The organism is Polyangium jinanense (assembly GCF_028435265.1).
In the GTDB taxonomy this organism is placed as follows: Bacteria; Myxococcota_A; Polyangia; order Polyangiales; family Polyangiaceae; genus Polyangium; species Polyangium jinanense.
Genome location: NZ_JAGTJK010000054.1, coordinates 22,337 through 47,165, shown reverse-complemented (window position 1 = coordinate 47,165; position 24,829 = coordinate 22,337). Strand labels below are relative to the sequence as shown.

Annotated in this window: 22 protein-coding genes and 1 tRNA gene; 12 read left to right on the top strand and 11 right to left on the bottom strand. The window is 67.5% G+C overall.

From position 1 onward, the window contains the following. Positions 1-12 precede the first annotated feature (12 nt). The gene (locus KEG38_RS45895; RefSeq protein WP_272427102.1) at positions 13-951 is read left to right on the top strand and encodes a TIGR01777 family oxidoreductase; all 939 of its coding nucleotides are present in this window, start codon (positions 13-15) and stop codon (positions 949-951) included. Positions 952-1,223: 272 nt separating this feature from the next. On the opposite strand, the gene KEG38_RS45890 is transcribed toward KEG38_RS45895, so the two are convergent. Both KEG38_RS45890 and KEG38_RS45885 read right to left on the bottom strand, forming a co-directional pair. After that, positions 1,224-3,089: a HEAT repeat domain-containing protein gene (locus tag KEG38_RS45890; RefSeq protein ID WP_272427100.1), complete on the bottom strand. Its 1,866-nt coding sequence runs from the start codon at positions 3,087-3,089 to the stop codon at positions 1,224-1,226. Continuing rightward, positions 3,086-4,564 carry a hypothetical protein gene (locus KEG38_RS45885; RefSeq protein WP_272427098.1) on the bottom strand — a complete coding sequence of 493 codons (1,479 nt, stop codon included), beginning with the start codon at positions 4,562-4,564 and terminating at the stop codon, positions 3,086-3,088. Before KEG38_RS45885 ends, KEG38_RS45890 begins: the two co-directional genes overlap by 4 nt. Positions 4,565-4,614: 50 nt before the next feature. Here KEG38_RS45885 and KEG38_RS45880 point away from each other — a divergent pair, with 50 nt between their 5' ends. Further along, positions 4,615-5,214 carry a phosphatase PAP2 family protein gene (locus KEG38_RS45880; protein WP_272427096.1) on the top strand — a complete coding sequence of 200 codons (600 nt, stop codon included), beginning with the start codon at positions 4,615-4,617 and terminating at the stop codon, positions 5,212-5,214. On the opposite strand, the gene KEG38_RS45875 is transcribed toward KEG38_RS45880, so the two are convergent. Genes KEG38_RS45875 through KEG38_RS45860 form a run of 4 tightly spaced genes read right to left on the bottom strand, consistent with a single transcriptional unit; the run spans position 5,135 to position 9,426 of the window. Next, entirely contained in the window at positions 5,135-7,336 is a 2,202-nt protein-coding gene (locus KEG38_RS45875) for a bifunctional serine/threonine-protein kinase/formylglycine-generating enzyme family protein (protein ID WP_272427095.1), read from the bottom strand. The two genes, KEG38_RS45880 and KEG38_RS45875, sit on opposite strands and share 80 nt — an antisense overlap. 22 nt (positions 7,337-7,358) lie before the next feature. Then, entirely contained in the window at positions 7,359-8,159 is an 801-nt protein-coding gene (locus tag KEG38_RS45870) for an HvfC/BufC N-terminal domain-containing protein (protein WP_272427093.1), read from the bottom strand. Beyond that, the gene (locus KEG38_RS45865; protein WP_272427092.1) at positions 8,152-9,027 is read right to left on the bottom strand and encodes an MbnB/TglH/ChrH family RiPP precursor modification enzyme; all 876 of its coding nucleotides are present in this window, start codon (positions 9,025-9,027) and stop codon (positions 8,152-8,154) included. Before KEG38_RS45865 ends, KEG38_RS45870 begins: the two co-directional genes overlap by 8 nt. A 3-nt stretch (positions 9,028-9,030) precedes the next feature. After that, the gene (locus KEG38_RS45860) at positions 9,031-9,426 is read right to left on the bottom strand and encodes a hypothetical protein (protein ID WP_272427090.1); all 396 of its coding nucleotides are present in this window, start codon (positions 9,424-9,426) and stop codon (positions 9,031-9,033) included. 358 nt (positions 9,427-9,784) lie between these two features. Here KEG38_RS45860 and KEG38_RS45855 point away from each other — a divergent pair, with 358 nt between their 5' ends. Next, the gene (locus KEG38_RS45855) at positions 9,785-10,399 is read left to right on the top strand and encodes an outer membrane beta-barrel protein (RefSeq protein ID WP_272427088.1); all 615 of its coding nucleotides are present in this window, start codon (positions 9,785-9,787) and stop codon (positions 10,397-10,399) included. A 62-nt stretch (positions 10,400-10,461) separates the two neighbouring features. On the opposite strand, the gene KEG38_RS45850 is transcribed toward KEG38_RS45855, so the two are convergent. Continuing rightward, on the bottom strand, positions 10,462-11,448 hold the full coding sequence (locus tag KEG38_RS45850) for a DUF72 domain-containing protein (protein ID WP_272427086.1): 987 nt from the start codon (positions 11,446-11,448) through the stop codon (positions 10,462-10,464). Positions 11,449-11,761: 313 nt separating this feature from the next. Here KEG38_RS45850 and KEG38_RS45845 point away from each other — a divergent pair, with 313 nt between their 5' ends. The 8 genes from KEG38_RS45845 (at position 11,762) to KEG38_RS45810 (ending at position 20,771) form a co-directional block, all read left to right on the top strand. After that, the gene (locus KEG38_RS45845) at positions 11,762-12,319 is read left to right on the top strand and encodes a hypothetical protein (RefSeq protein ID WP_272427085.1); all 558 of its coding nucleotides are present in this window, start codon (positions 11,762-11,764) and stop codon (positions 12,317-12,319) included. Positions 12,320-12,378: 59 nt separating this feature from the next. After that, entirely contained in the window at positions 12,379-13,551 is a 1,173-nt protein-coding gene (locus KEG38_RS45840) for a methyltransferase domain-containing protein (RefSeq protein ID WP_272427084.1), read from the top strand. A 263-nt stretch (positions 13,552-13,814) separates the two neighbouring features. After that, on the top strand, positions 13,815-16,139 hold the full coding sequence (locus KEG38_RS45835) for a SpoIIE family protein phosphatase (RefSeq protein ID WP_272427083.1): 2,325 nt from the start codon (positions 13,815-13,817) through the stop codon (positions 16,137-16,139). Positions 16,140-16,161: 22 nt separating this feature from the next. Further along, positions 16,162-17,079 carry a slr1658 superfamily regulator gene (locus KEG38_RS45830; RefSeq protein ID WP_136928627.1) on the top strand — a complete coding sequence of 306 codons (918 nt, stop codon included), beginning with the start codon at positions 16,162-16,164 and terminating at the stop codon, positions 17,077-17,079. A gap of 48 nt (positions 17,080-17,127) precedes the next feature. After that, entirely contained in the window at positions 17,128-18,117 is a 990-nt protein-coding gene (locus KEG38_RS45825; RefSeq protein WP_272427082.1) for a PP2C family protein-serine/threonine phosphatase, read from the top strand. Further along, positions 18,114-18,620, top strand: coding sequence for an ATP-binding protein (locus KEG38_RS45820; RefSeq protein WP_272427080.1), 507 nt, complete (start codon positions 18,114-18,116; stop codon positions 18,618-18,620). Before KEG38_RS45825 ends, KEG38_RS45820 begins: the two co-directional genes overlap by 4 nt. Continuing rightward, positions 18,617-19,024 (top strand): hypothetical protein, encoded by a 408-nt coding sequence (locus tag KEG38_RS45815; RefSeq protein ID WP_136928624.1) that lies wholly within the window; start codon positions 18,617-18,619, stop codon positions 19,022-19,024. Before KEG38_RS45820 ends, KEG38_RS45815 begins: the two co-directional genes overlap by 4 nt. 256 nt (positions 19,025-19,280) lie before the next feature. Further along, positions 19,281-20,771 (top strand): ATP-binding response regulator, encoded by a 1,491-nt coding sequence (locus tag KEG38_RS45810; RefSeq protein ID WP_272427078.1) that lies wholly within the window; start codon positions 19,281-19,283, stop codon positions 20,769-20,771. An 8-nt stretch (positions 20,772-20,779) separates the two neighbouring features. On the opposite strand, the gene KEG38_RS45805 is transcribed toward KEG38_RS45810, so the two are convergent. Beyond that, positions 20,780-20,853, bottom strand: a tRNA-Arg gene (locus KEG38_RS45805). A 129-nt stretch (positions 20,854-20,982) separates the two neighbouring features. Here KEG38_RS45805 and KEG38_RS45800 point away from each other — a divergent pair. Next, positions 20,983-22,557, top strand: a complete 1,575-nt coding sequence (locus KEG38_RS45800) for a L,D-transpeptidase (protein WP_272427077.1) — start codon at positions 20,983-20,985, stop codon at positions 22,555-22,557. A 30-nt stretch (positions 22,558-22,587) separates the two neighbouring features. Here KEG38_RS45800 and KEG38_RS45795 read toward each other — a convergent pair whose 3' ends face one another. The 3 genes from KEG38_RS45795 to KEG38_RS45785 are packed head-to-tail and all read right to left on the bottom strand — an operon-like array spanning position 22,588 to position 24,828. Beyond that, positions 22,588-23,274: a class I SAM-dependent methyltransferase gene (locus KEG38_RS45795; protein WP_272427075.1), complete on the bottom strand. Its 687-nt coding sequence runs from the start codon at positions 23,272-23,274 to the stop codon at positions 22,588-22,590. Between the two features lie 37 nt (positions 23,275-23,311). Beyond that, a complete protein-coding gene (locus KEG38_RS45790) occupies positions 23,312-24,328 on the bottom strand; it encodes a D-cysteine desulfhydrase family protein (protein WP_272427073.1) in 1,017 nt (338 codons plus the stop codon). Continuing rightward, on the bottom strand, positions 24,325-24,828 hold the full coding sequence (locus tag KEG38_RS45785; protein WP_272427071.1) for an acyl-CoA carboxylase biotin carboxyl carrier protein subunit: 504 nt from the start codon (positions 24,826-24,828) through the stop codon (positions 24,325-24,327). Before KEG38_RS45785 ends, KEG38_RS45790 begins: the two co-directional genes overlap by 4 nt. Between the last annotated feature and the right edge of the window lies 1 nt (position 24,829).

Genomic DNA, 24,829 nt, shown 5'->3' with positions numbered 1-24,829 from the left:
TAGCCTCTTACCATGGTAAAGAGCGCCGTGGTGAAGACGGTCCTTTTGACGGGCGGCACCGGGTTCATCGGTCGGCGTCTCACGGAGACGCTTCTCCAGCGCGGTGACCGCGTGACAGTGCTCACGCGGGATCCCAACCGAGCACGAGGCAAGCTGCCCGCGGGCGCGACGGCCGTCGCGTGGGATCCCGAGCACGAAGGTCCGTGGCTCGACGAGATCGGGCGCGCGTCGGCGATCATCCACCTCGCGGGCGAGCCCGTCGCGCAGCGATGGACCGACGAAGCACGCCGCGCGATCGTCGCGAGCCGCGTGGACTCGACGCGCCTCGTCGTGGAAGGCATCCGCCGCGCCGCGAAAAAGCCCGAGGTGTTCGTGTGCGCGTCGGCCGTCGGCTACTACGGGCCGAGGCCGCCGGACGAGGCGCTCGACGAGACGAGCCGCCGCGGCGAAGGGTTTCTCGCGGACGTGGTGACGCGATGGGAGGCCGAGGCGGCGAAGGCCGAGGCGCTCGGCGTGCGCACGGTGATGCTGCGGATCGGCGTCGTGCTCGGAGAAGGCGGCGGCGCGCTGGAGAAGATGCTCCTGCCCTTCAAGATGTTCGCAGGCGGGCCGATCGCGCCGGGCTCGCAGGTGATCGCGTGGGTGCACGCGGAGGACGTCGTGGGCCTCGCGCTGCTCGCGCTGAACGACACGCACGCGCGTGGACCGATCAACGTCGTCTCGCCCGAGCCTGCGACGAGCAAGGAGCTCGCGTCGGCGATCGGCCGCGTGATGCGCAGGCCCTCGTGGTTCACGACGCCCGAGGCCGCGGTGAAGGTCGCGCTCGGCAGCGAGGCTTCGATGGTGGTCACGACGGGGCAACGTGTCGTGCCTGCACGCGCCAAGGAGCTCGGCTACGTGTTTCAGTACCCGTCGCTCGTTCCGGCGCTCGCGTCGATCCTGACGCCGTAGGGCGGCCTCTCGAAGCGCCTCAAAAGACGCCGGCCGCCGGGAGTCGCCGAGAAGTCGACCTTGTCGAGCAGCAACTTCCCGGGGGCCGGGACGGCCTGTTGAGACGCTCCCCCCGAAGCGCGCCGTCCATGAGTCCATGAATAGGCCATCTTCGTCTCCGGATCGCTCGGGACGAGTTGGATTCCCGTGTCCGGTCTTGACCTGACGTCCCCGTACGAGACGTACGCGGGTACTGGAATTCGAGGGCTGGTAGGGCCCGTTTCCATTCGAAATCAGCCGATTCCGCGGCTCCGGAGCACCTCGCGGACGGCGGATTGCGCTGCGCTCGAAAGGCCGGGCAGGGAAGACTTCGCGACGTCCACGAACTTCATGCCACGCGCCCTCTTGAGGGCTTCGATCGCCGCCTGACGCTCGTCGCGACCATCGTGCTCGATCACGCCGAGCAGCATCTCGGCGGCCTCCAGCGTGTCGATACGCGCGAGCGCCTTCACCGCGGAGGCGCGCACCACGGGGCTCTGCGACTCGCGGTAGATGCGCGCGAGCGGATCGAAGGCGTGCGGGAAGCGCAGCTCTTCGAGCGCCTTCGCCGCCTCCTGGACGACGCCACCCTCGGCGTCGACGAGCGCCTCGCGCAGCGTGATGAACGTACGCTTGTAAAGGAATCGCGAGAGCGCGCGGACCACGGCGATCCGCACCTCGCGCTCGGGCCTCCGGAAGAGGGCCTCGAGCGGCGAGAGGATCGTGTAGAGCTCGACGAGCGCGAGCTGCTCGGCGAGCGTGGAATAGAGCTGGCTCTGCGCCGTCCGGCCCGGGGAAGCCTCCTCCTCGGCCTCGATCGCGAGCGCCGTGAGCCGCGCGAGCATGGCGCGCCTTCGCGTCACCTCGGACCACGCAGACGGGTCGAGCACGACGTCGCCCGCGGACTGGCTCGCGCTGCCGCGTTGCTCCCACTCGACGAGATCGACGTGCCAGACCTCGGGGAAGCCGACCTCGTGGCGCAGGTGCGCCGGCAAGGGCTGGCTCTCGATGCGGAGGTCTTGCGCCTCGACGTAGCGCTTGCGCGCGTTCGTGTAGTGCTTGCGCCGCGCCTCTTCGAGATCGAGCGCCGCGAGCTTCTCGTACACCTGGCCGACCTTGCCGTACTGCCCCGCCTCGCCGAGGGCGATCACCGCGGCGAGCAGCGCGTTCTCCGCGATGGAAGGCGGCGCGCCGCGCGCCGTCGACGCCGCGGCGACCTCCTGCCAGAGGCGCGCCTGCGCGAGCGTCCCGAAGTTCGCCACCGCCGGAAGCCCTTCCTTCCGCGCGTACGCGCTCATCTCGCGCGCGAGCGTGGCCGCGGCCGAGACCTCCTTCTGCTTCTCCGCCGCGGAGAGGGCCTCCTCGTACGATTGGAGCGCGTAATATCGCAGGTGATCCTCGCGCAGGATGCGGATCACGTTCACGTAGCCTTCCAGCACGTGCTCGAACTCGCCGCTCTCCCGGCCGATCGCGATGAGCACCTGGTAGCAGTCGAACGCGCGCTCGCGCTGGCCGATCGTCTCGTACCGATCCGCCGCTTCCTCGAGCAAGTGCACCGCCGCCACGACGGCCTCGCGCGCGGCCGCGGGTTCGCCCGTGCGCATCGACGTCCGCGCGAGGTTGAACCGCGCGAGCCCCGCCGCGTAAAAGTCCCCGCCCGACGCGCCGAGGATCTGCGACAGGCGCGACCAGAGCGCGCGCGCCCGGTACAGATCGCCGCCCCGCTCCCGCGCGATCGCCGCCTGCGCCACGAGGCCCGCCGACTCGTACTCGTCCGCGGCCTTCGCATAAAGCGCCTGCTTGCGTGACGCGTCCTCGGCCCGATCGGCCCACGCGAGGTAGGTGCGCGCGCGATCGATCCCCGGCACGCGCCCGCTCGCCACGAGATCGCGCTGCCCCTTCTCGCTGCCCGTGTACCAGTCGAGCGTGAGCGCGCCGCGCAGATCGCCGATCGCGACGAGCACCTCGCGCAGATCGCGGACCGCGCCGGCGTACTCCTCCTCGCGCGCGATCGTCTGTCCGAGCGCCGCGACGAGAGAAATCCTCGCGCGCCCGAGATCACCCCGCGAGCTCGCCGTCCGCGCTTCTTCGCGCAGATCCGACACCGGTCGGCCGCTCACGCTTCCGCCCCTTTCGCCGCGCCCTTGCTCGCCTCGTCCCCGGAGGACGCCGTCGTCTGATCGAGGATCGACCGCGCCGCGTTCGCGCGCGCCGAGCCGCTCGACAAGGTCGCGTGGTCGACGACCCAGTGCGCGTCGAGCAGGTCGAGGTAGTCGAGGTCGAGCTTGCCGCCCGAGGGCAGGATGAACACGGCCGCGATGTGCGCCGAGCGCCGCACCGCCTGCACCATCTCGCGCGGGATGTAGAGCGCCGCGTGCGTGAAGAGGTGCACGACGGGCGAACGTGGATCGCGGTGGCGATGAAGATCGAGCTCCGTCGCGAGCTCCGCGAACACGCGCGCCGGGTTTCGCCCGCGCTCGCCCTTGAACGAGAGCACGTGCGCCGTCGGCAGTTTGTCCCCGTGCGCTCGATGGATCTCGTAGAGCCGCGCGTCGAAGAACCGGAACGCCACGTCCTCGCCTTCGAGCAAGAGCTTCTTCGCCGTGGCGATCGCCATCCCGCGCGCGAACGTTTGCCGGTCGCCGCGCATCGACGCCGACGCGTCGACGAGCAGGTAATGCACCCGCTTCTGCTCGTCGCGGCTCTGCTCCCGCGCGTAGTAGAGCACCTCGTTGTCGAGCAGCCTCCGCGCGAGCTCGAGGTCGTCCCAGGCGAGCTCCGTGAGCACGAGCCCGTCGATCGACCCGCGCGTCCCGATGCCCGAGTAGCCGTGCGCCGCCGTCGTGCCCGCCGCGGGCCGCGTCTTCGTCTCCAGCACGCTCGGCAGGATCTCCAGCGAGAAGTTCACGATGTCGTTCGCCTCGGGCGACTCCAGCGCCGCGAGCAGATCGACCTGCGTGAGCGCGCCGCCCGCGCCCTCGGCGCCGAGCATGCCGAAGAGCCGCAGCGTGTCGAGGTCGAGCGCGTCCGTCATCGTCAGCACGAAGAGCCGCGAGACCTCGAGCGCCGAGAGCGCCGACGCCTCGAAGCCGCGTCGCGCCGTGGAGAAGAGCTGCGGGAGCTGCGGCTCGATCCGCTCGAAGAGCGACGCGTCCATCGGCACCGCCGCGCGATACGCCGGCGGCACGTTCACGCGCGACGCGACCGCGCCGAGCAGCCGCGAGAGCAGCACGATGACGAGGTCGTCGCTCATCTTGAGCTCCGGCGCGCGCCGCGCCGCCTCGCTTTGCCCGAGCTCTTCGAGCATGCGCCGGTAGCCGTCGAGGAGCCGCAGGAGATCCGGCATCCCGCGCGCGATCGACGAAGGCTCGCAGCGCGGACCGATCTCCACGTGGTCCCGCGAGGTCGCGAAGAGCAGACCCACGTCGTGCACGAGCGCGAAGGGCAAGACGACGCCGAGCCGCCCGAGGCCCTCGTGCCACTTCACCGCCCGGAGCGCGAGCACGGTGCTTCCTGGGCGCACCTGGGACAACGCGAGGGAGCCGAGCGGCCCCGTCACCGACGTATCGCCGAGGAGATGGTCCGGGACCGGCACGGCAGACAACCTAGCAGGCACCAGCGCCCAGGGACTATATCCTCCCGGACTTGAGCCCCCTCGACGTGATCTCCGCGGCCGACGAGGCCCTCCTCCGCGCCGTCCGCGGCTCGCCCGCCTGGGCCACGCCCCTCTTCGTCGCCGTCACCTTCGTCGGCGGCGGCTGGGGCATGTTCGCCCTCGTCCCCTTCCTCGCCCGCGAAAAGACCCGCGCCACGACCACGCGCCTCATCGCCGCGCTCGTCGTCACGAGCGCCCTCGTCTCCACCGTGAAGGCCGTCGTCGGCCGCGTGAGGCCCTGCGACGCGCTCGCCGCCTGCGAGCCCGTCTTCATCACCTCGCCCGGCGGACACTCCTTCCCGAGTGGACACGCGGCCGGCTCGTTCGCCTTCGCCGCGTTCGTCGCCTCCGTGCGCCCGGTGTTCGCCGTACCCGCGTTCGTCTTCGCCGCGCTCGTCGCCTGGTCGCGATGCTTCCTCGCCGTGCACTACCCGAGCGACATCCTCGCGGGCGCGCTCCTCGGCATGTCGATCGGCTTCGTCGCGGCGCGGCTCCGTTTTCCCTTGGACCTCAAAGGTTCATCACGCAGCGGAAGCCGATCACCGGCGTCGTCGCGTCCGGCACCTGGTGGAACCGGAACGCCGGATTGAGCCACTGCTGCACGCCGCCGTTGAAGCCGCCGCCGCGGATCGCCTTCCTGTCACCCGCGGGCGCGCCCTTCGGGTTGATCTGCTCGTCCTCGGCCTTGTACGTCTCGTACCAGTCCGCGGTCCACTCCCACACGTTGCCGACGAAGTCGTCCGCGCCGAAGCGCGTCTTGCCCTTCGGGAAGCTGCCGACGGGCGCCGTGCCCGGGAAGCCGTCGTCGATCTCGTAGAGCGTGCCCGTGAGCTTGAGGCCTTGCGCCTTCTCCCACGCCGCCCACTCCTTACCGCCCGCGTTCATGTGCCCCGCCGCGGCCTCGTCCGCGCCCCAGGGGAACTTGCGACCGTCGGAGCCGCGCGCCGCGTACTCCCACTCGGCCTCCGTCGGCAGGCGCTTCTTGCGCCACTTGCAGTACCCGTCGGCCTGGTACCAGCTCACGCAGTTGACCGGGTGGTTCTCGCGGCCCGCCTTGCCGAACGTGCAGAACTCCGCGTACGCCTCGCGCTTCTTCTCGTGCTCGTCGTCCGTGCTCCCGGCCGTCTTCGGCCAGTTCGGCGCGACCTCCGGTCGTTTGCATTCGCCGACGTCCGAGCACTCCTTGTACTCGGCCGACGTCACCTCGTGCAGGTCGACGCAGAACGTGTCGATGATGACCTTGTGCGCCGGTTGCCAGAGCTTGAACGACCCTTCGTCCGAGCCCATGAAGAACTTGCCGCCGGGCACGAGCACCGTCCCTGCCGGGCACTCCGTCGGCCGCGTCGTCGCTGCGATCGCCGACGAGCTCACCACCGGCGCCGCGCTCACCACCGGCGCGGACGAGCCCGTGGTCGACGTTCCGCCCGAGGGCTTCGTGAACATCTTGTACGCCGCGAAGCTACCGCCGAGCAGCGCGATCGCCGCGATCGCGGCGAACGCCATGAGCCCCTTGCCCTGATCCGCGGCCGGCGCATTCACCGGCCCGCTCGGCGCGGCCGGCGGCGTCGCCAGCGATCCCGGCGGATCCTGCGTCGTGCGTTGCTGCGCGCCCTGCGGCCCCGTCATCATCGCGGTGCCACCACTCGGGCGCGGGAGCGTCTCCTGCAGCGGCCCCGGCATGCTCGCGCGTGATGCCGATCGTCCGCTGGGCGACGACGTGATCGACGACGACACGCCGCTCGTCGTCCCCGGGTTCCACTGGATGTCCGGGAACACGGCCTCGTGCAGCGCGGCCCAGAACCGACCCATCGACGGGTACCGGTCCGTCGGCGCCACCGCGAGCGCCTTCTCGAACACCGCCTCGACCTCGGGCGAGACCGGAACGCCGAACGTGCGCGGCGTCGGCCTGCGCATCGGATCGCGGCTCGCGAGGGCGAACTGGATGAAGTCATCGCCTTCGAACGCCGGGATCCCGCCGCGCAGCACCTCGACCATGATGAGCGCCATCGCGAACACGTCGGTCCACGGGCCCGTCGCGCCGTACGATCGGCTGAACTGCTCGGGCGCGCCGTAGTTCGGCGTGAACGCGGTGATCTCCTTGCCCGTCTGCGCGAGCTCGGCCGTCGCCGCCGCGTGATCGGCCATCACCTTTGCGATGCCGAAGTCGAGGATCTTCGTGAACGGCGAGGGCCCTCGCGGATCTCCGATGACGAAGATGTTCGCGGGCTTGATGTCGCGGTGCGCGATGTTCTTCGCGTGCGCGATCTCCAGCGCCACCGCGACCGGCTCGAGCAGCGCGAGCGCCTCGTGGATCTCGCGTGGCTTCTCACCGCTCACGCGCTCCACGAAGAGCACGTGATCGAGCGTCTTTCCTTCGAGCCACTCGAGCACCATGTACGGGATCCACATCCCGTCCGCGGTCGTGAACTTGCCGATGTCGCGCGCCTGCACGATCGCCGCGGATCGGCTCGACAGGCTCGCGAGCAGCCGGCCCTCTTGGATGAAGCCGTCGAGCAGCTCGTCGCGCTTGTTCTCCGGCGCCTGCGCCAGGATGCGGAAGCACTTGATCGCCACCGGCTGCTGCCAGATGAGGTGCTCGGCGCGGTAGACGACGCTGAAGCCACCCTCGCCGATGAGTGCGTCGATCCGGTATTTCTCGGCGAGGATCGTCCCCGTGATGCCGAGCGGGTCCTGTTGCGAGCTCGTCGTCATGGGCAAACGCAGAGGTGTCGGCTCATGTTCGTTCGCCGGCGACTATACCTCGCTCGCTTGCCGCGTGCGTGACGTGATCGTGATTTCCTTGCTCGAAGGCCGCACCGAGGACCACCCCGCGCTCCCCGAGGTCCGCGAGCACCTCGGCCGTGCCGCGCAACACCGCGTCGCCGAGCGGCTCCCCGAGCGTCGCGCATGCCGCCGTCACCGCCTCCCCGAGCCGAGCGCCCCCGAGGAGCCGCGCGAGGATCTCGGCCGCGAGCGGCGATAGCACGAGGCACCGGACCTCGTGCGCCCCGTCCCGGTAGAGCAGCACTGCCGTGGGCTCTTTTTCAGGCTCGCCCGGCGCGCCCTCCGGCAAGCGGTTCACCGCCCACGCATACCGAGCGACCTGCGCCGCGCCGCCGAACTTCACCGCCCGATCGAGCGCGAGCGGAAGTCCGCTCGGCTCGCCCGCCGTCTCCGCCGCCGCCACGTCGAACCGCGCGACCTCGTACCGCGCGAGGTCGGAAATCCATGGCGGAACGGATGCATCCTCCGTCCAGCGCGCCGCGGCCCAACCGACGAACTCGACCGCGGCGTCGCGCAGATACGGCGAGCTCGGCAGCGCTTCGTCGAGCCAAAGGTCCACCGTCGCCTCGAACCGCGCCCCGAGCGTCATCGCCGTGCGTGGCATCTGTGCCCGCACCGCCCCGAGGATCCCCCGACGAACGAGCGACCTGTACACCCCGCGCCGCGTCTCTTCCGGCGGCCCTTGCACGACGGCCGCGAATGCTGCCGCGACCTCGGCGATCGCGGCCCGCCCCTCCTCTTCTTCAACCACGCGCCCGCGCCTCCCGCGCCGCGAGCCCTGCCTGGTAGGCCGCTTCGACCCGCCCTAGCTCCCCGAGCAGCTCGTCGAGCGGCGGGATCGCGTGATCCCGCTCCAGCACCACCGGCACGGGCCCCGTCCGCTCGATCGTCCATGTGAGCAGCGACAGCACCTCGCCGAGCACGTCCGCGCCGTGCGTGTCGATCACGAGGTCCGTCCCGGCGCGCTTCTCGTGCCCCGCCACGTGGATCGCGGCCACGCGATCGAGCGGGATCTCCGCGAGGAACACGAGCGGATCCGTGCCGTCGTTGATCGCGTTCACGTACACGTTGTTCACGTCGAGCAAAAGCTTTGCACACGAACGATCGAGCACCTCCGCGACGAACGCCGCCTCGCTCATCTCCGGCGCGCCTGGCACGACGTACCGCGTGATGTTCTCGACCACCATCGGGAGCCCCAGCCGATCCTCGGCCTCCCGCACGCGCGTGGCCACGTACGCCGCGGCGCCTCGCGTCAGCGGCAAGGGCAAGAGCTCGTGCACCATCCGCCCAGCGATCCCCGAAAAACACAGGTGGTCCGAGTGGAACGGCACGTCGAACCGCCGCGTGAAGGCGGCGAGCTCGCGCATGTAGGCGTCATCAAAAGGATCGACCCCGCCGAGCGACATCGAGAGCCCGTGCGAGAGCAGCGGATACCGCGCCGCGATCCGCTCGAGCGCGGCCGGGACGAACCCGCCCCGGCGCATGTAGTTCTCCGGCGCGACCTCGAAAAACCGCGCGGGGCCGAGCGACATGTCCGCTAAGGCCCGCGCAAGCACGTCATCCAGGAAGTCGAACCTGAGCCCAAGCCCGACCCCCGTGATCGTCGACCGAACCGTCACCCTCTAGCCGCAGGACCCTTCGCCGCAGGCCGCTTCCGCGCCCTTCTTGGGCGCCGCGACCTTCTTCGGAGCGGGCTTCGGCGCGGCCTTCGCCGTCGTCGCCGGGGCCGGAGTCGCCGCCGGCGCGGGCGTTGCCGCGGGTGCGGGTGTCGCCGCGGGTGCGGGTGTCGCCGCGGCTGCCGGGGCTTCCGCGGGCGCGGCGGCTGCGTTCGTCGCGCCTGCCGCCTCCGTACCTGCCGCCGACTCGGCCTTCTTCTCTTCCGGCGCGGCCTCTGCGGGCGCCGCCTCGGCTTGCGGCTCCTCGGCGGCCTTCACGGGCTCCTGCGTCCCGGCACAACCTGCGATCATCGCGCTCGCGCCGAGCGCCGCGAGGGTCTCGTAAATGCTCTTCGCGTTCATCGTCTGCTCCTCGATGCTTGCACCGAAACCTACGGTCGCCACCCCCTCGCGGTTCCGTTGCCCTGGATCCGCGCCCCGCCCCCGCGCCTTCGGCCTCGCTCCTCTACTCTCCGCCCGAAGCGCCCGCGGCGGCAACAACAAAGGCTTGACAGCCCCCCGCGCCCCGGTCTTTGCCGCGTGACGCCGCGCCTCGCGTGGCTGCTGTCCGCCCTCACGGCATGCTTCGGGTCCGGACCGCCCGTCTGGACGTGCAGGGTCCGACCTGCACAGCCTCCATGGCCCGCTGCATGCACCGGGACGCACGCAAGGCGAGACTCGTTCTCGGTAAGGACCTCGAGCATTCGCTGAGGAGGAAGCAATGACCACCGGACGAATCGTGGCGGCCCTCGTGGCTTTCGCCGCACTGGGAGCGCCGTCGTTGGCCCACGCGCAGAACACCCGGGCAGGCCTGCCTCCTGCCGATCAGCCCGCCATCCGCGAGATCCCGCGGCCGACGTCGTTCTCTGTGGAGGGCGGCGCCGGCATCGTCGGGTTCCTGGGCGGCGTTGGCGCCCTCGGCCCCGGCTGGAACGTGCGCGTCACCGGCGCCATCAACGATCGCTGGGCGATCGAGGGTAACTACCTCGGCAGCACCAACACCCGCGCCGACACTCGCACCCAGCTCGTGATGACGTCGCTCGACGCCGGCGCTCGTTACAACCTCGCCGCTGCGGACCGCCTCCCGCTGCAACCCTTCGTCGTCGCGGGCGTCGGCTACGCCGGCTTCGCGGGCAGCTACGGCGACGGCTTCACGCTCATCGTCCCCGTCGGCGTGGGCGCGGACCGCATGCTCACCGAGAACATCAAGGTCGGCGCGCGCTTCAACTACCGCCCGGCCTTCTTCGACAACCTCGGCTCGCCGATCACGCCCCCCAACGACGAGCCCGGCGGCGACACCTGGACCCTGCTCGCCCAGATCGGCGGCGGCTTCTGATCTGATCATAAGGAGGAGGCGGACCCGCGGAGGTCCGCCTCCTTCCGCCTGGGACGTACGACTCAGCAGCCTGCCGCGATCCGCCGCCCGAGCGCGCGCACCGTGAGCGGCGCCGATCCTTCCACCTTGTTGTTCACCAGCACCATGAGGCTCCGCCCCTCGCGGGCGCATCGGGCCGCGACTTCCACGACGTCGGCACGGGTCTCCTCGTCCGTGGCCACGATCTTGTCGAACGGCGCGCAGATCCGCCGCCGCTCCTCGTACCTCTCGCCGGGCCGTATGGACAACCGGCACACGACGAGCGGCGCCGTCAGGATCTTCGGCACCGCCAGTTGCCGGCCGAGCGTGGGCATTCGTTCCCACAGCCCGAGCACGTGCGTCACCCCGTACCGCGCGAGCACGTCGAGGTACGCCCTCGAAAGCAGCTCTGGGTTCCGGAGCTCCACGGCGTAACGAAACGACCGCGGCGCGGCTTCGAAGAACCGATCGAGCTGCTCGGCGAGCTGCTCGGCATCCATCCGATCCTCGGCGCGCATCGGCGACAGCACGAGCAAGAGCACGCCTACGTTCCGGGAAAAACTCTTCTCGATCGGCGCGAGCACGCGCTCCTCGAAGGCGCGTGGATCGAGGAACCAGGGCGAGCGTTGGTTTGTGCTCGGATCTCTTCGCGCCACGATTCCGCTCCACACCTTCATCGCGCAGCCGTAGCCGTCGGGCAGATCGTCGCGGTACCGCGCGAGCTCTTCGACGCGGAGCGGCGCGTAGTAACTCCGATCGATCCCTACGGTGCGGAAGAGTGGGTTACGCGTGTAGAGTCGTAGCCCGTGCGAGGTGATTTCCCGCTCGGGGATATCTTTGGGGTAGAAAATTCCTCGCCATCCCGGGAACGTCCAGGTGGACGTCCCGAGGAGAACGGTTGGGGCGAGCTTCGCGGCGATCGCGCGGTCCGCTTCGATCTCGGGGAGCTCGGGCTCCGGCCGGCCCGAGAACAACACGAGCTGCTTCATGTAAAACACCTTCGGCCGGGCGAGCCGCGACGAACCTAGCATGCGAAGCTCGTTTCGTCTCGACGCGGACAAACCCTGGGGTTTGGCGCCGGCTTTCGGGTGAACTGCGCTACAATAGCTTTCTGCTTCTACCGTTCTCCGCCGTCCAACGTGGGCTTCGTGCTTTACTCACAGCCGCGATCTGGAACGTGATAGGGGTGGCATGGTAGCTGCTACCCGCGCGTGCGCGAACGGCCGCTTTGGAAGCATGTTGAGACACGTCGCGAGCCACCACGGTTGGACAGACGGCACTCGACGTCGACGTCGGGACCGGCTAGCCTTTCTAGGCCGACGGTCGGCCGCCTTCGAGGTCCCGATGTCGATTGTCAAGACCATCACACCGGCTCCGCCCATGGAAGCCGAGTTCGCCTCGAGCCGATACAGGATGATCATGGCGGCTCGCTTTACGGTGGGCGGCTTTGCTCGGGAGTGGGGTCACTGCCATCTGCTCGCGAACTACCTCGCTCGTTACGTAAGCGCGAACGAGGGGGACCCCGAGCGTCATGCGACGCTGCTTTCGACGTTCATAAACGAGCTGCTCGAGGTCATCTTTCGCAACCACGCGGTGGAGGGGCAGATCGAGCTCATCTTCCGCAAGCGGGGCCGGCACGTGATCCTGCAGATCACGCTTCCGGTCACCGAGCAGAATCGAGTATTCTATCGTATGGCCGTGCAGATCGTGAACCAGCCCGATCTGAAGAGCTGGTATCGCGCCCGGCTGGAAGATCCGGCGGATGGCGAGGATACCATGCTTGGTTTGCTGGAGCTCGCTGCCGTATATGCCTGCTCCCTCACGATATCCGAGCCACCGGGTCAAGACAGGCTGAGCCTCTTCCTGGAGCTGCCAGAGGTCGACGATATGGGGGAGGTATGAGCAACTCCATCGCTCCTGCGTCTTCGGGTACGCCCTCTTCCGGCGTTCCTCCTTCATGCATGCCCGTGGCCCTCAACATGCGGCTCACGGGGAACGAGGAGCAGGAAGTCACGCTCACGGGGACGCTGCGGCCGTTCGTCGCCGAGGAAATGGCCTCGGTACGCAGCTCGCTCGAGCAGGCGGCGCGGTCGACGCGCGGCACGTTGTGCGTGAACTTGAAGCGCCTCAAGTACATGAACAATGTGGCGTTCCTCGAGCTCAACCGCTTCGTGCGGTGGGTGGCGCATACGCGCCCCGGGCTCCGGGTGAAGTTCGTCATCTCCAGCGTCATTCCCTGGGCGGTCCGCAAGTTCCAGGTGATCGCGGAGCTTTACCCGTTCGTCACGATCGAGGTCTACGACAAGGCCTTCTATCCTATCCAGCAGGTGATCGAGGACGACGACTTCATGAACGTCCTCCGCACCCAGCAGAAGATCATCTGGGAGCACGAGCGGGAGAAGCTCGCCTGGCATGGTCTTCGTCCTGGGCTGCGTATCGCCGACATCTGCTGCGGCCTCGGGGATTTCGCGATCCTCCTGCAGAGTGATTTCCGGCCGGAGTACCTCATCGGCGTCGACCATTCGAAGCCGTTCCTTCGGTATGCCTGGCAACTCGTCTCGGACTTTGGCCTCGAGAACATCGAGTATCAATACGGCGACGCGGCGGCGCTGCTCTTGCCGGACAACTCGTTCGACTTCGTCTCTTGCCGGCTATCGCTGCAGGTGTTCCACGAGCCCGATCACATCGTGAACGAGCTCTATCGCATCTGCCGACCCGGGGGTCGGATCTACCTGACGAACGAGATGATGTCCGGCGTGACGGGCTATCCGAACGAGGAGGTCATACGCCACGGATACATTCGGTTCCTCGAGCTTTGCCGGCGGGTCGGTATGGATCTGGATATCGGGTTGAAGACCCGGACCATCCTGCACGAGGTGGGGCTCGAGGACATCAAGATATGCCTCCTCGGTATCACGAACATGAACACCGCGCCGCATGACTTCGCCCGCGTGGTGGAGAGCTGGCTCCGCACCGCGAAGCAGATGGCCGCGACGGCGAATGCCGAGCCCGAGCTCTACGAGGACGTATCGGCCGGCCTCACGGCGCATATCGAGGCCATCACCCGCGACAACGGCTTCGCCATGTGGCCCATCTTTGCGGGTTCCGGGCGTAAACCTTTCCGTACTTCATAGCGAGTGGTAATGCAATTCACGCGTTGGATGTAAACCGTCGATTCTTTGGCGGAGGCATCACGAGGCGGAGGCAGGAGAGGAAGCGAAGAGCGTAGTGGCGTCTCCCTTCCGCCTCGATGTTTGGTGTGGCGGTCGGAGCGTAGACGGTTTAGCGTCGCAGGCTGTCTGGGCCACACGAGGCCGTTGCGAGGAGATGCGTGGACGTGTCGTCGGAAGCGCGTGGAACGAACAGGGGGGTGCGGCCGACTGGCCTGCTCGCACGGATGAGCAAGTTCAACACCAAGTTCATCCTGGTGACGGGCGTCAGCGTGCTGCTCGGCGCGATCCTCAACGTCCTCGTGGCGCGGCAGGGCATCCACAAGCTCAGCCGGGAGGCCACGGACGAGATCGAGCAAGGCCTCGACCAGGCGACGCGCGAGTATCTGACGAACCACCTGCGCGACACCGCGCAGCACACGAACAGCTCCCTTGCCCACGCCTACACGGACCTCGAGATCCTGGCCGACATCGTGCAAACGATGGTCGACCACGACGAGGACCTGACGCCGCTCTACGACCACGCCAAGACGCTGCCTTTCCTCCAGGACAAGCTCGTCTTTCACGAGAAGGGCGGCTGGTACGAGAACCAGAACGACGAGCCGACGGCCGTCGCGGCGTGGGGCTACCTCGGCGACAAGCAAAGCCGCGTCCTTTTGCCCGAGGCGCAGCGCGACATCGATCGCACGATTTTGCTCGACGTCGTGATGCCGTCGTTCAAGAAGCGCGGCGCCGACAAGCTTCAGCTCTATTTCGTTGGTCCTCCAAAGCATCCGTACGTGCGCCTCGCGCCCTGGGCCGACATGGCCGCGGAGTTCGATCGCACCTCGCCGGGCCACAACGAGAAGAACTTCTACGACTTCTTTTACACGGGCCTGAGGCAGGGCTGGGAGGCGTGGCTCAACGAGCCCGGGGGCCTCGAGCAGCGCAACTCCCAGGTCACGTTCTGGCCCCCCTACGACGACGCGAGCGGCGGCGGGAAGATCATGACGATCTTCCACCCCGTGTGGAGCAAGGACCGCAAGGCGCTCTCGGGGGCGCTCGGCCTCGATCTCACGCTCACGCAGATCGTCAAGTACATCCAGGATGTGAAGCTGAAGGAGACGGGCTTCGCGTTCCTCACGCAGGGCGACGGAAACGTCCTCGCGGTGAGCGAGGACGGCGCGAAGCGGCTCGGCCTCCAGGCGAAGGCGGAGCGCCAGGGGCTCGAGTACCTGAAGCGGGTCCTCAAGGACAGCAACGAGCCGCAGATCGCCTCGATCGAGCTGCCCAAGGATGCAAAGGTCCAGTACCGCGACAACGTGCAGATCAACGGGGCGCCGCACTTCCTCGTCCTGCAGCGCCTCGCGCCCTTCCACATGGGCGGCGGCGGCGACAAGATCGTGGAGGACACCTGGACGATCGGGTTCGTCGTCCCGAAGAGCGAGATCTACGCCTCGCTGACCAAGGCGCAGGCGGCGATCGACACGAGCCGCACGAGCATCCAGACGAGCCAGGCGTTCGTCTCGTTCGGCTCGATCCTGGTGCTCATGGCGGGCGTCTTCCTCGTCTCGCGGAAGATGACGGGCGCGCTCGTGGCCCTGTCCGAGGGCGCGACGCGCATGCGCCAGGGCGACTACGGGGTGCGCGTGGCCGTGACGAGCGAGGACGAGATCGGGCAGCTCACGGGGGCCTTCAACGAGATGGCCGCCGAGATCCAGGCCCATACGACCAATCTCGAGGAGCTCGTCAAGGCGCGCACGAGTGAGCTCGAGGACGCGAACAAGGAGATCATGAGCCTCAACGCCCAGCTCGCGCAGGAAAACCTGCGGCTCGGCGCGGAGCTCAACGTGGCGCGGCAGCTCCAGCTCATGGTGCTCCCGCCCGCGCAGGAGCTGCAGGAGATCAAGGATCTCGACATCGCGGGGTACATGTCGCCCGCGGACGAGGTCGGCGGTGATTATTACGACGTGCTCCGCGGCAACGGCGTCATCAAGATCGGCATCGGCGACGTGACCGGGCACGGCCTCGAGAGCGGCGTGCTCATGCTGATGGTGCAAACCGCGGTTCGGACGTTGCTCGCCAGCAACGAGACCGATCCGACGCGGTTCCTCGGCATCGTCAACAAGGTCATCTACCAGAACATCCAGCGCATCAGCTCGGACAAGAACCTCACGCTGTCGCTGATGGACTACAGCGATGGCAAGCTTCGGCTCACCGGGCAGCACGAGGAGGTCATCGTCGTGCGTGCTTCGGGCGAGCTCGAGCGTGTGGACACGACCGGTCTCGGGCTCCCGGTGGGCATGGACGAGGACATCACGGATTTCCTCTCCAACACCGAGATCGATCTGGAATCGGGGGACGTCGTCGTTCTCTTCACGGACGGGGTAACAGAGGCGGAACGCACCGACACGGCGCAGTACGGGGTCGAGCGGCTATGCGAGATCGTCTCTCAGAACCACAAGAAGACGTCGCAGGAGATCAAGGACGCGATCATCGAAGACCTGATGAACCACATCGGCACCAACAAGGTCTACGATGACATCACCGTGTTGGTCATCAAGAGGCTATGACGCGTAGGAGACCGGCAACACTATGAGTGAGATCATTGGCGTCTATTCGCTGGACGATTCGTTCAGCGAGCACATGTCGTTGACCCTGTACCCGGATTCGTTCGCGGTGCGGTGGAGCCTCTGCAACCTCACGGCGAACTTCATGGCGGAGTACTTCGCCGAGCTCTTTCCGGACGCGGACAACGACGGGAAGCTCATCAGCCGGGCGGAGGTCAGCGGCGCGGTGAGCTACGTGCTCAACGAGCTCGTGGAGAACGCCGTCAAGTTCAACCGCAGCGGTGATATCAACGTCACGGTTGGGATTGGCAAGGAAGATCTGGTGTGCCTGGTGAGCAACCACATCGCCAATGGCGAGGTTCCTCCGCTGCGGGAGAAGCTGCTCGAGCTCTCGCGCGAGGATCCGGGGGAGCTCTTGCGCCGCCAGGCCGAGGCGAACGCGGAGGACGTCGAGGCGACGGGCTCCGGGCTCGGGTATCTCATCATCATGAGCGATTATGGCGTGAGCCTGGGGTGGAAGCTCGATCCGGTCTCAGCGCAGAACACTTGCATCAGGACGATGGCGCGGCTGCCCATCTTGAAGGAAAGGGCCAGAATGGAAATCAAAGGTGGAAACTATCGAGTCTGGTACGACCCCGCGGAGGTCACGGTCTACTTCGAGGGTATCTTGCGCCTCGGCGGGCCGCAGGAATACCAGCCGATCGAGGATCTCCTCGAGAAGGTCCTCCTGGGCAATGCGAAGTCGATCACGATCGACATGCGCACGCTGAACTTCCTGAACAGCTCTGGCATCAACGTGCTCTACAAGTTCGCGATTGCCATGCGGAAGAAGGGCGACGTGCAGCTTGTCGTCCGGGGCTCGAAGGCGATTCCGTGGCAGGGCAAGTCGCTCCCGAACCTCAAGAAGTTCAACCAGAACTTCGAGATGATCTTCTGTGACTGATAGGAGAGGGGAACGTAGGGCGCCCGCGGCGGAGGATTTCTTCGAACGATGACCGCATCGAAGGACAACTCGTCGGATCCGGTGGACGAAGGTCGGTCGGAGCAGACGGATCTCGAAGCCGTCAAGGCGCTCCTATCGGACGACGCTGCTTGCAAGGCTTTGCTCGCGCGCGAGGGTGGGGCTCTCGAGCTCCTTGCTCGCTGTCGGGGCCTGGTCGAGCAATGCGAGCGTGTTCGGGCCGACATCGACGAGATGTCCGTTGTGCACGAGCTCACGCTCGAGCACGCGACGCGCATCGAGAACGAGCTCGAGCTTCAGAACCGGATCGTGAGCGAGGACCTCGAGGTCGCCCGAGGGATCCAGCAGGCGCTCTTGCCAGACCCGTCGATGCTCTCCGCGGAGCTGGAAATCGCCATTTACCACAAGCAGCTCGCGGAGGTTGGAGGAGACTACTACGACTTTTCCCAGCTACCCGGGGAACGCTTTGCGGTCAGCGTGTTCGACATCTCCGGTCACGGGGTATCGTCGGCGCTCATCATGTCCTTCTTGAAGGCACAGATCGAGAATGCGACACGGCGTTCCGACAGCCCGAGCGCGATCGTGGATTGGGTGAACCGAGCATCGTATGCCTTCCTCCGCGGAGTGAGGCGGTATGCCACGGTGAACTTCGTGGTCTTCAGCGATCGGTTCATCCGGTACGTTTCTGGTGGCGGATATGGGCTCCTGGTCCGGCACGGGATGCAGCGAACGTTCAATAGGGTGGGCAATTACATCGGTTTGAGGACCAAGCCATTCCGTGAGTTCGAGCTGCCGTTCGAGCAGGGAGACGTCCTGGCGCTGTACACGGATGGTATGGTCGAGGCTTTAGATGCAGAGGGAAAGGGTTATACCGTGCAACGTCTCAACGACATCATCGCGCGGCATAGCGAAGAACCCGTCCAGGATATCCTGAAGAGATGTGTGGACGACTACACGTCCTTCAGGGCCGAGGACATCGACGACATCACGCTCCTCATCATGCGAAGGTGCGCTAAATGAGCGCCGGGGGCAACCGGACGCAGACGGCCGTCGGAGCGTCGATTTCCATCGCGCCGCTCGATCACGTGGCCGGAGACGTGGCAGGCCTGCTCGGGAACTTTCTCTTCGACCTTTTGGGGATGTTTTACCCGCGGCAGATCTGCTCGAAGGCGAACGTGGTCGTCATCGAGCTGGTCACCAACGTGATGGAGCACTGCTCGATCCGCGACGGCGCATTGCGCGTCGACCTCAAGATCGACGGTGATGAGCTCATGATCACCGTGGCGAATCCGGCCACGGAAGACGAGTTCAAAGCCGTGAGCGATCGCTTCACCATCATCGCCAACGCCGAGGACCCGAGGAAGCTCCTCGCGGATACGGTCTATCGCCGGCGTATCGACAAGGCGAAGGGAGGCCTCGGCCTCATGCGGCTCACTGCGGAGAGCAAGTTCAAGCTCACGGCCGAGTACGAGCAGGGGTTCCTCGTTGTCAAAGCGCTATTCCCGATGAGAGGTTTCGCATGAAGGTCCTCACCTACGGTGAAATCATGGACGGCGGCCTGAGCGTGTTCCACTCGGTCGCGAAGCTCGATGATCATCACCTGATCCTGACGTTCGAGGGCGTCATCCGGGTGGACAACCCCTACCGCTACCTCCACACGTACCTCGAGGAGCTCGCGAAGGTCCTCCCCCGGCAGTCCGTCACCGAGACGACGATGGACTTCGTCAAGATGCGCTTCTGCAACTCGAACGGGTTCTACGTCATCATGGATATCGTCGACGCGGTCTACAACCTCGTCCCCGGCCGCGTCACCGTGCGTCGTATTGCCGACGACGACTGGCAATGCGAAACGCTGCCCATCCTGCTCAACCTGAGCGAGGAGCACATTGCCGCGAGGACGAACTTCGAGGACGTCAAAGCGCCCTGACCGCCTGACCGACCGATCGCTCGATACGCCGCGTCCCGCCCGCCTCCCCGTCATCCGTTTCTGTTCAAACGGATTTCCATTCCATCCATCTCACGTCGCATCTTTGCTCGTGCCAGGCCGCCGTTCCTCCAGAATCGCGCGGACGCGAGATCCGTAGTACGTTCGTTCCGACCGCCTGAACATCGTGGAGCTCAGAGGTACGGCATTGGACCGCTCGGACGCGCCATCGGCACGTACGGTGTGGAAACGTTACGCGGTGGCGCTGCTTTCAGCCGGGCTCGGGCTGGGCTCGCGCTTATTGCTGACGCCGATCGTCGGTAATGAGGTTCCGTTCATCACGATGTTCCCCGCCGTGGTGCTGAGCGGCTGGTATGGAGGATTCCGTGCCGGAATGCTCACCACGCTCGTCGGCGGTTCCAGCGTTGCCTGGTTTTTCCTTCGATACGATTTCACGCCCGTAGGTGGCCCGGTTGAAAAGGTCACGAGCCTCGTCGTGTTTCTCCTGATGGGTGTGCTCATCAGCTGGCTCACGAACGAGCGCAACGTGGCCATTGCGCACCTGCGCAAGGCCCACGAGAGCGAGCGCGTCGCGCGGCGACGAGCCGAAGAATTGAGCACGCGCGAGGAGGCGCTGCGTAGCCAGGCCGAGTCCGCCAACCGCGCGAAGGACGGGTTTCTGGCGATGCTCGGGCACGAGCTCCGCAACCCGCTCGCCCCGATGGTCACGGCCCTCGAGCTCATCCGCATGCGCAGCGGCGGAGCGCTCGGCCGTCCAGAGCAGGTGATCGAGCGGCAAGTGCATCACCTCGGCCGGATGGTCGACGATCTGCTCGACGTCTCGCGCGTCGCGCGTGGGCTCATTTCACTCGCGAAGCGATCCACCGAGCTCGAACCGATCATCACGCGCGCGCTCGAGATGGCGAGTCCGCTGCTCGAAAAACGTCGCCACCACGTGACCGTGACCGTGCCGAGAACCGGGCTCGCGGTGTACGCGGATCCCGACAGGCTCGCGCAGGTCTTCGCGAACCTCTTCACGAACGCGGCGAAGTACACCGATCCCGGCGGGGTCGTCGAGGTCTCGGCCGAGCGGCGTGGCGGTACGATCGTGGCCACGGTGCGCGACACGGGCGTGGGGATGAGCCCGGAGCTGCTCGCGCGGGTGTTCGAGCCATTCGTGCAAGGCGCGCAGAGCATCGAGCGCAGCGCGGGCGGGCTCGGCATCGGTCTCACGCTCGTGAAGAGCCTGGTGTCGCTGCACGGCGGAGAGGTCTCGGCGCACAGCGACGGCGCAGGTCACGGAAGCACGATCGAGGTGCGATTGCCCGGGCTCGATCGCGCGTCGCTGCCCGCGATCGAGGAGGTGAACGGACCCGCGGCGGCGCTCCCCGCGCATCGCGTGCTCGTCGTCGACGACAACGAGGACGCGGCGACGTTGCTCGCGGACGTGATCCGCGCGCAGGGCTGGCCCGTGGCCGTGGCCTTCGACGGGCCGCAAGCGCTTTCGATGCTCGAGTCGTTCGCGCCGGACATCGCGGTGCTCGACATCGGGCTGCCCGTGATGGACGGCTACGAGCTCGCCGCGCGGATCCGCGAGCGTCTCGGGACGCGGGCGCCACGCCTGCTCGCGGTGACGGGGTACGGGCAGGAGGAGGACCGGAAGCACGCAAGCGAGGCGGGCTTCGCGCACCACCTCGTCAAGCCGGTCAGCACCGACGCACTCCTCGCGGCGATGAACGAGATGCGGTGATAACGCTGCGCGCCACAGTGGATTCGAACCACTGGCCTTCGGCTCCGGAGGCCGACGCTCTATCCAGCTGAGCTAGTGGCGCACGCCGCGTTTTCGGACGCGGGGGCCAGCAACCTAGCGGGAAGTTTGCCCCTGCGCAAGCCCTTCGAGTGTCGTTCCGGTGCGACCTCAAAACTTGGCCCTCTTGGCCGACATCCGGCATCCGGGCCCCATGGACGCACGCAAGCGGCTCTCCCTCCTGGCCCTCGGTGTGCTCGCGCTCGCCGGGTGCAAGGGCAAGGGCTCTCCTGAGGGCATCGTCAGCTTGTCCGCGCCTGCGGAGCAGGTTGCGGCCGATCCGGCGACGGTCCCCAAGGAGGGCGGCCCCCGCATCGGCGCCGTGGAGATGGCGGCGCCCATCTATCTCAAGCCTGATCGCAGGTCGCCGAAGATCGGCTACCTGCGCGCGGGCGCGACCGCGGTGCGGGGGGAGAAACCCGCCGCGTTCGACGACTGCCAGGGCGGGTATTACCGCGTCCTGCCGGCCGGCTACATCTGCGCCGAGGGCAGCGCGTCGATCGACATGAAGCACCCGATCTTGCGGGCGCTGACGAAGCGGCCGGACCTCTCGAAGCCGATGCCGTATCCGTACTCGTTCGTACGAGCGATCGCGCCGAACTACTACCGGCCTGCGACGAAGGCCGAGCAGTTCCAGTACGAGATGCGGCTCAAGGAGCACCTCCGCAGCTACAAGCGCCTCCAGAAGAAGTGGGATGCGATCGAGGTCGGCGCGAACGACGTACCGCTCGACGCCGAGGGCAACGCGATCGGCGAGCCGCCGAGCGAGCCGCCGGACCTCTCGGATCAGGAGCTCTACGGCGGCGACGGCAACGACGCGATCCCCTGGTTTTTCCAGGGCGGCCGCAAGATCCCGAACATCTCGTCGTTCAAGGTCCCCGACTACGCGATCATCACGAACCGCGTCGCGCGGCATGCGGGGCTCGCGCTCATCGGCACCTTCGTCGGCGACAACGATCGACGCTTCGCGATGACCACGGACGCGCGCCTCGTGCCGACGTCGAAGCTCAAGCCTGCGCGCGGATCGACGTTCCACGGCGTCGACATGCGCAAGGGCTGGGAGCTGCCGCTTGCGTTCGTGCGCGTGCCGGATGCGTACAAGTACGACACGAGCAAGCGCTCGCTCGAGAAGACGGGCAAGCTCGCGTTCCACACGCCCATCCAGCTCACGGGCAAGAGCATGCGCATCGGCGAGACGCGCCTCGTCGAGGCCAAGGACGGCACGTGGATCAAGGACAGCGACGTGGCGATCGCGGTCAAACCGTCGGAGCTCCCGAGCTTCGCGGCGAAGACGAAGAAGTGGATCGACATCTCGATCCTGAGCCAGATCCTCATCCTGTACGAGGGCACGAAGCCGGTCTACGCGACGGCGGTGGCGACGGGCCGCGACGGGCTCGGCGATCCCAAGAAGACGTACTCGACCGTGCGCGGCACCTTCAAGATCCGCGAGAAGCACGTCACGACCACGATGGACTCGCACGAGGTCGGCAACAAGTTCGAGCTGCGCGACGTGCCGTGGGTGCAGTACTTCGAGGCGGGCTACGCGCTTCACGCGGCGCCGTGGCACGACGAGTACGGAAAGCCTCGGAGCCACGGCTGCATCAACCTCTCGCCGATCGACGCGCGCCGCGTCTTCATGTGGACCGATCCGCCGCTGCCCACGGACTGGCACGGCGTGCAGGCGAGCGAACCCACGGGCGAGGGAACCGTGGTGCACATCCACCCCTGAAAAACCGAGCGCGCAGGGCGCTCTTCGTCGTCAGGGTTTGACGGCGGAGAGCGTCCAGTGCCGATCGCTCGTCATCCGCACGGCCGACGCGGGGATCCCGAGCGGCGCCACGAACGCGACGATCTCGTCCACCGTGAGCGCCGCGGCAAGCGAGGCGTGGAAGAGGGATCGTTGGTGATCAAAGGAGAGCGCGGCCGCGGGATCGGCTGGACGCTCGCCGCTGTAGAGCGCGACGAGCCGATCGATCTCGGCTTCGGCCTCGGGGCGGTAAAGGTCACGCACGAAGAGCAGGCCGCCCCGGGAGGTCACGCGCCACATCTCGGCGAGGACCTCTGCGGGCTCGGGGATGTGGTGGACGATCGAGTTCGAGAGGACGACGCCGAAGGCGCCGTCGGGGTAGGGCAGGGCCTTCGCGTCGATCTTCGCGACGGTCACGCGCGAGCCGAGGCCCGCACGCTCGATGTTCTCTCGGGCGAGCGCGAGCATGTGCTCGGCGAGGTCGATGGCCACGACCTCGGCGTTCGGCGAGAGCGAGCAGAGCTCGATCGGGATCCGCGCCGTGCCCGTGCCGACGTCGAGCACGCGCCCCGGGGTCGGGCGGACGGCGAGCATGTCCTCGCAGAACGCGCGATTCACCGCGGCGTGATCCATGGCGTCGTAGTCACGGGCCTCCTCGGGGGTGTCCATGACCTCGGGTTCGAGGACACGCGGTAGCATCGGTCGGCCTCTCTTCGTTGGAGGTGAAACGGGTCGCTCAGTCCAGACCGAGCGCGTCCTGGAACGTCGCTCCTTGCGCCAGGAGCCCCGGCAGCCCGCCCGTGTGCACGAACAGGATCCGCTTGCCGGCGAGCGGCCCGCCCGCACCCGCGAGGTCCATCAGCGCCGAGAACGCCTTGCCCGTGTAGACCGGGTCGAGCACCATCCCGGACAACCCCGCCACGCTCGCGATGAGCCGGCGCTGCTCGGGCGTGCTCACCGCGTAGGCCGGCCCCTTGTGGGCGTCGTCGACCGTCACGCGCGCGGGCTCGGGCAGACGCGGATCGAGCGAACGCGCTTCCCGCACGATGCCCTCGATCCGTGCCTGGAACGTGGGTGCGTCGTCGCAGACCGCCACGGCCACGACCTCCTTCGCCACGCCGTGGAACGCCGCGCCGAGCGCCGCGCCCGCCGCCGTGCCGCCCGAACCACACGCGACCACGACCGCGTCGAACGGCTTGCCCCCGCCGAGCCCGAGATCGAGCTGCCGCCGCACCTCGCCCATAGCCTCGACGTACCCGAGCGCGCCGAGCCCGTTCGATCCTCCCTCGGGGATCACGTAGGGCTTCTGCCCCTCGGACCGCAGCTCCTCGGCGGCCTCGTCCAGGATGCGATCCCGATCCCGGTACTGCTCGGGCGTGATGAGCCGGATCTCCGCACCGGCGAGGCGATCGATCAGCACGTTGCCTTCGAGCGGCGCGCGGGACGGATCGAGCGAGGGATCGTTCGTCCTCAAAAAGAGCACCGCGCGCAGGCCGAGCGAGGCGGCCGCGAGCGCGGTCGCGCGGGCGTGGTTCGATTGCAGCCCGCCGCAGGTGACGACCGTATCGCACTCGAGCGAGAGGGCCTCACCGAGCAGGAGCTCGAGCTTGCGGATCTTGTTGCCCGCCTCGGCGCCCCCGGTCATGTCGTCGCGTTTGACCCAGAGGTCGATGCCTGTCGCGACGGCGAGCCTTCGCGGGCGCTGGAGGGGGGTTGGCAGGTGAGCGAGCGGAAGGCGCTTTCGAAGACTCATTCGATCTCGACGAGCTTGGCACCCCCCTCGACGGTCGCGCCAGCGGTCACGTAGACCTTCTTCACCCGACCGTCGCGCGTGGACGCGAGCTCGTTCTCCATCTTCATCGCTTCGACCACGACGAGCGGCCGCCCTGCGTGGATCTCGTCGCCCTCGGCCACGAGCACCTTGAGCACGCGGCCGGGCATCGGCGACCTGACGAGCCCCTCGCCGCCGCCGCTCTTGCCGCCCTGCACGCTCGAGAGCGCGCGCAGCCGTTCGTTCTCGACGCGCGCGTAAAACCGCCGCGACGACGCGACGACACCGACCTCGGGCGGCGTGCCCTCCATCCAGAGCTCGACCGAACGCCCGCCGATGTCGAGGTGCACCGCGCCTTGGTGGTCGTAGGCGTCGATCGCGAACGAGCGACCCTCGACCTCGGCGCGGATCTCGCCCGAGGGCAGCACGGTCAGATCGACGGGGACCTCGCGACCGGAAGGGAATTTGACGAAGTACCGCATG

What these genes read in the sequence shown, in the direction of transcription:
- KEG38_RS45790 (WP_272427073.1), bottom strand. Translation starts at nt 24,328, where the DNA reads ATGAGTCTTCGAAAGCGCCTTCCGCTCGCTCACCTGCCAACCCCCCTC.
- KEG38_RS45785 (WP_272427071.1), bottom strand. Translation starts at nt 24,828, where the DNA reads ATGCGGTACTTCGTCAAATTCCCTTCCGGTCGCGAGGTCCCCGTCGAT.
- KEG38_RS45860 (WP_272427090.1), bottom strand. Translation starts at nt 9,426, where the DNA reads ATGAACGCGAAGAGCATTTACGAGACCCTCGCGGCGCTCGGCGCGAGC.
- KEG38_RS45800 (WP_272427077.1), top strand. Translation starts at nt 20,983, where the DNA reads ATGGACGCACGCAAGCGGCTCTCCCTCCTGGCCCTCGGTGTGCTCGCG.
- KEG38_RS45840 (WP_272427084.1), top strand. Translation starts at nt 12,379, where the DNA reads ATGCCCGTGGCCCTCAACATGCGGCTCACGGGGAACGAGGAGCAGGAA.
- KEG38_RS45895 (WP_272427102.1), top strand. Translation starts at nt 13, where the DNA reads ATGGTAAAGAGCGCCGTGGTGAAGACGGTCCTTTTGACGGGCGGCACC.
- KEG38_RS45830 (WP_136928627.1), top strand. Translation starts at nt 16,162, where the DNA reads ATGAGTGAGATCATTGGCGTCTATTCGCTGGACGATTCGTTCAGCGAG.
- KEG38_RS45850 (WP_272427086.1), bottom strand. Translation starts at nt 11,448, where the DNA reads ATGCTAGGTTCGTCGCGGCTCGCCCGGCCGAAGGTGTTTTACATGAAG.
- KEG38_RS45845 (WP_272427085.1), top strand. Translation starts at nt 11,762, where the DNA reads ATGTCGATTGTCAAGACCATCACACCGGCTCCGCCCATGGAAGCCGAG.
- KEG38_RS45855 (WP_272427088.1), top strand. Translation starts at nt 9,785, where the DNA reads ATGACCACCGGACGAATCGTGGCGGCCCTCGTGGCTTTCGCCGCACTG.
- KEG38_RS45820 (WP_272427080.1), top strand. Translation starts at nt 18,114, where the DNA reads ATGAGCGCCGGGGGCAACCGGACGCAGACGGCCGTCGGAGCGTCGATT.
- KEG38_RS45825 (WP_272427082.1), top strand. Translation starts at nt 17,128, where the DNA reads ATGACCGCATCGAAGGACAACTCGTCGGATCCGGTGGACGAAGGTCGG.
- KEG38_RS45795 (WP_272427075.1), bottom strand. Translation starts at nt 23,274, where the DNA reads ATGCTACCGCGTGTCCTCGAACCCGAGGTCATGGACACCCCCGAGGAG.
- KEG38_RS45875 (WP_272427095.1), bottom strand. Translation starts at nt 7,336, where the DNA reads ATGACGACGAGCTCGCAACAGGACCCGCTCGGCATCACGGGGACGATC.
- KEG38_RS45815 (WP_136928624.1), top strand. Translation starts at nt 18,617, where the DNA reads ATGAAGGTCCTCACCTACGGTGAAATCATGGACGGCGGCCTGAGCGTG.
- KEG38_RS45835 (WP_272427083.1), top strand. Translation starts at nt 13,815, where the DNA reads ATGAGCAAGTTCAACACCAAGTTCATCCTGGTGACGGGCGTCAGCGTG.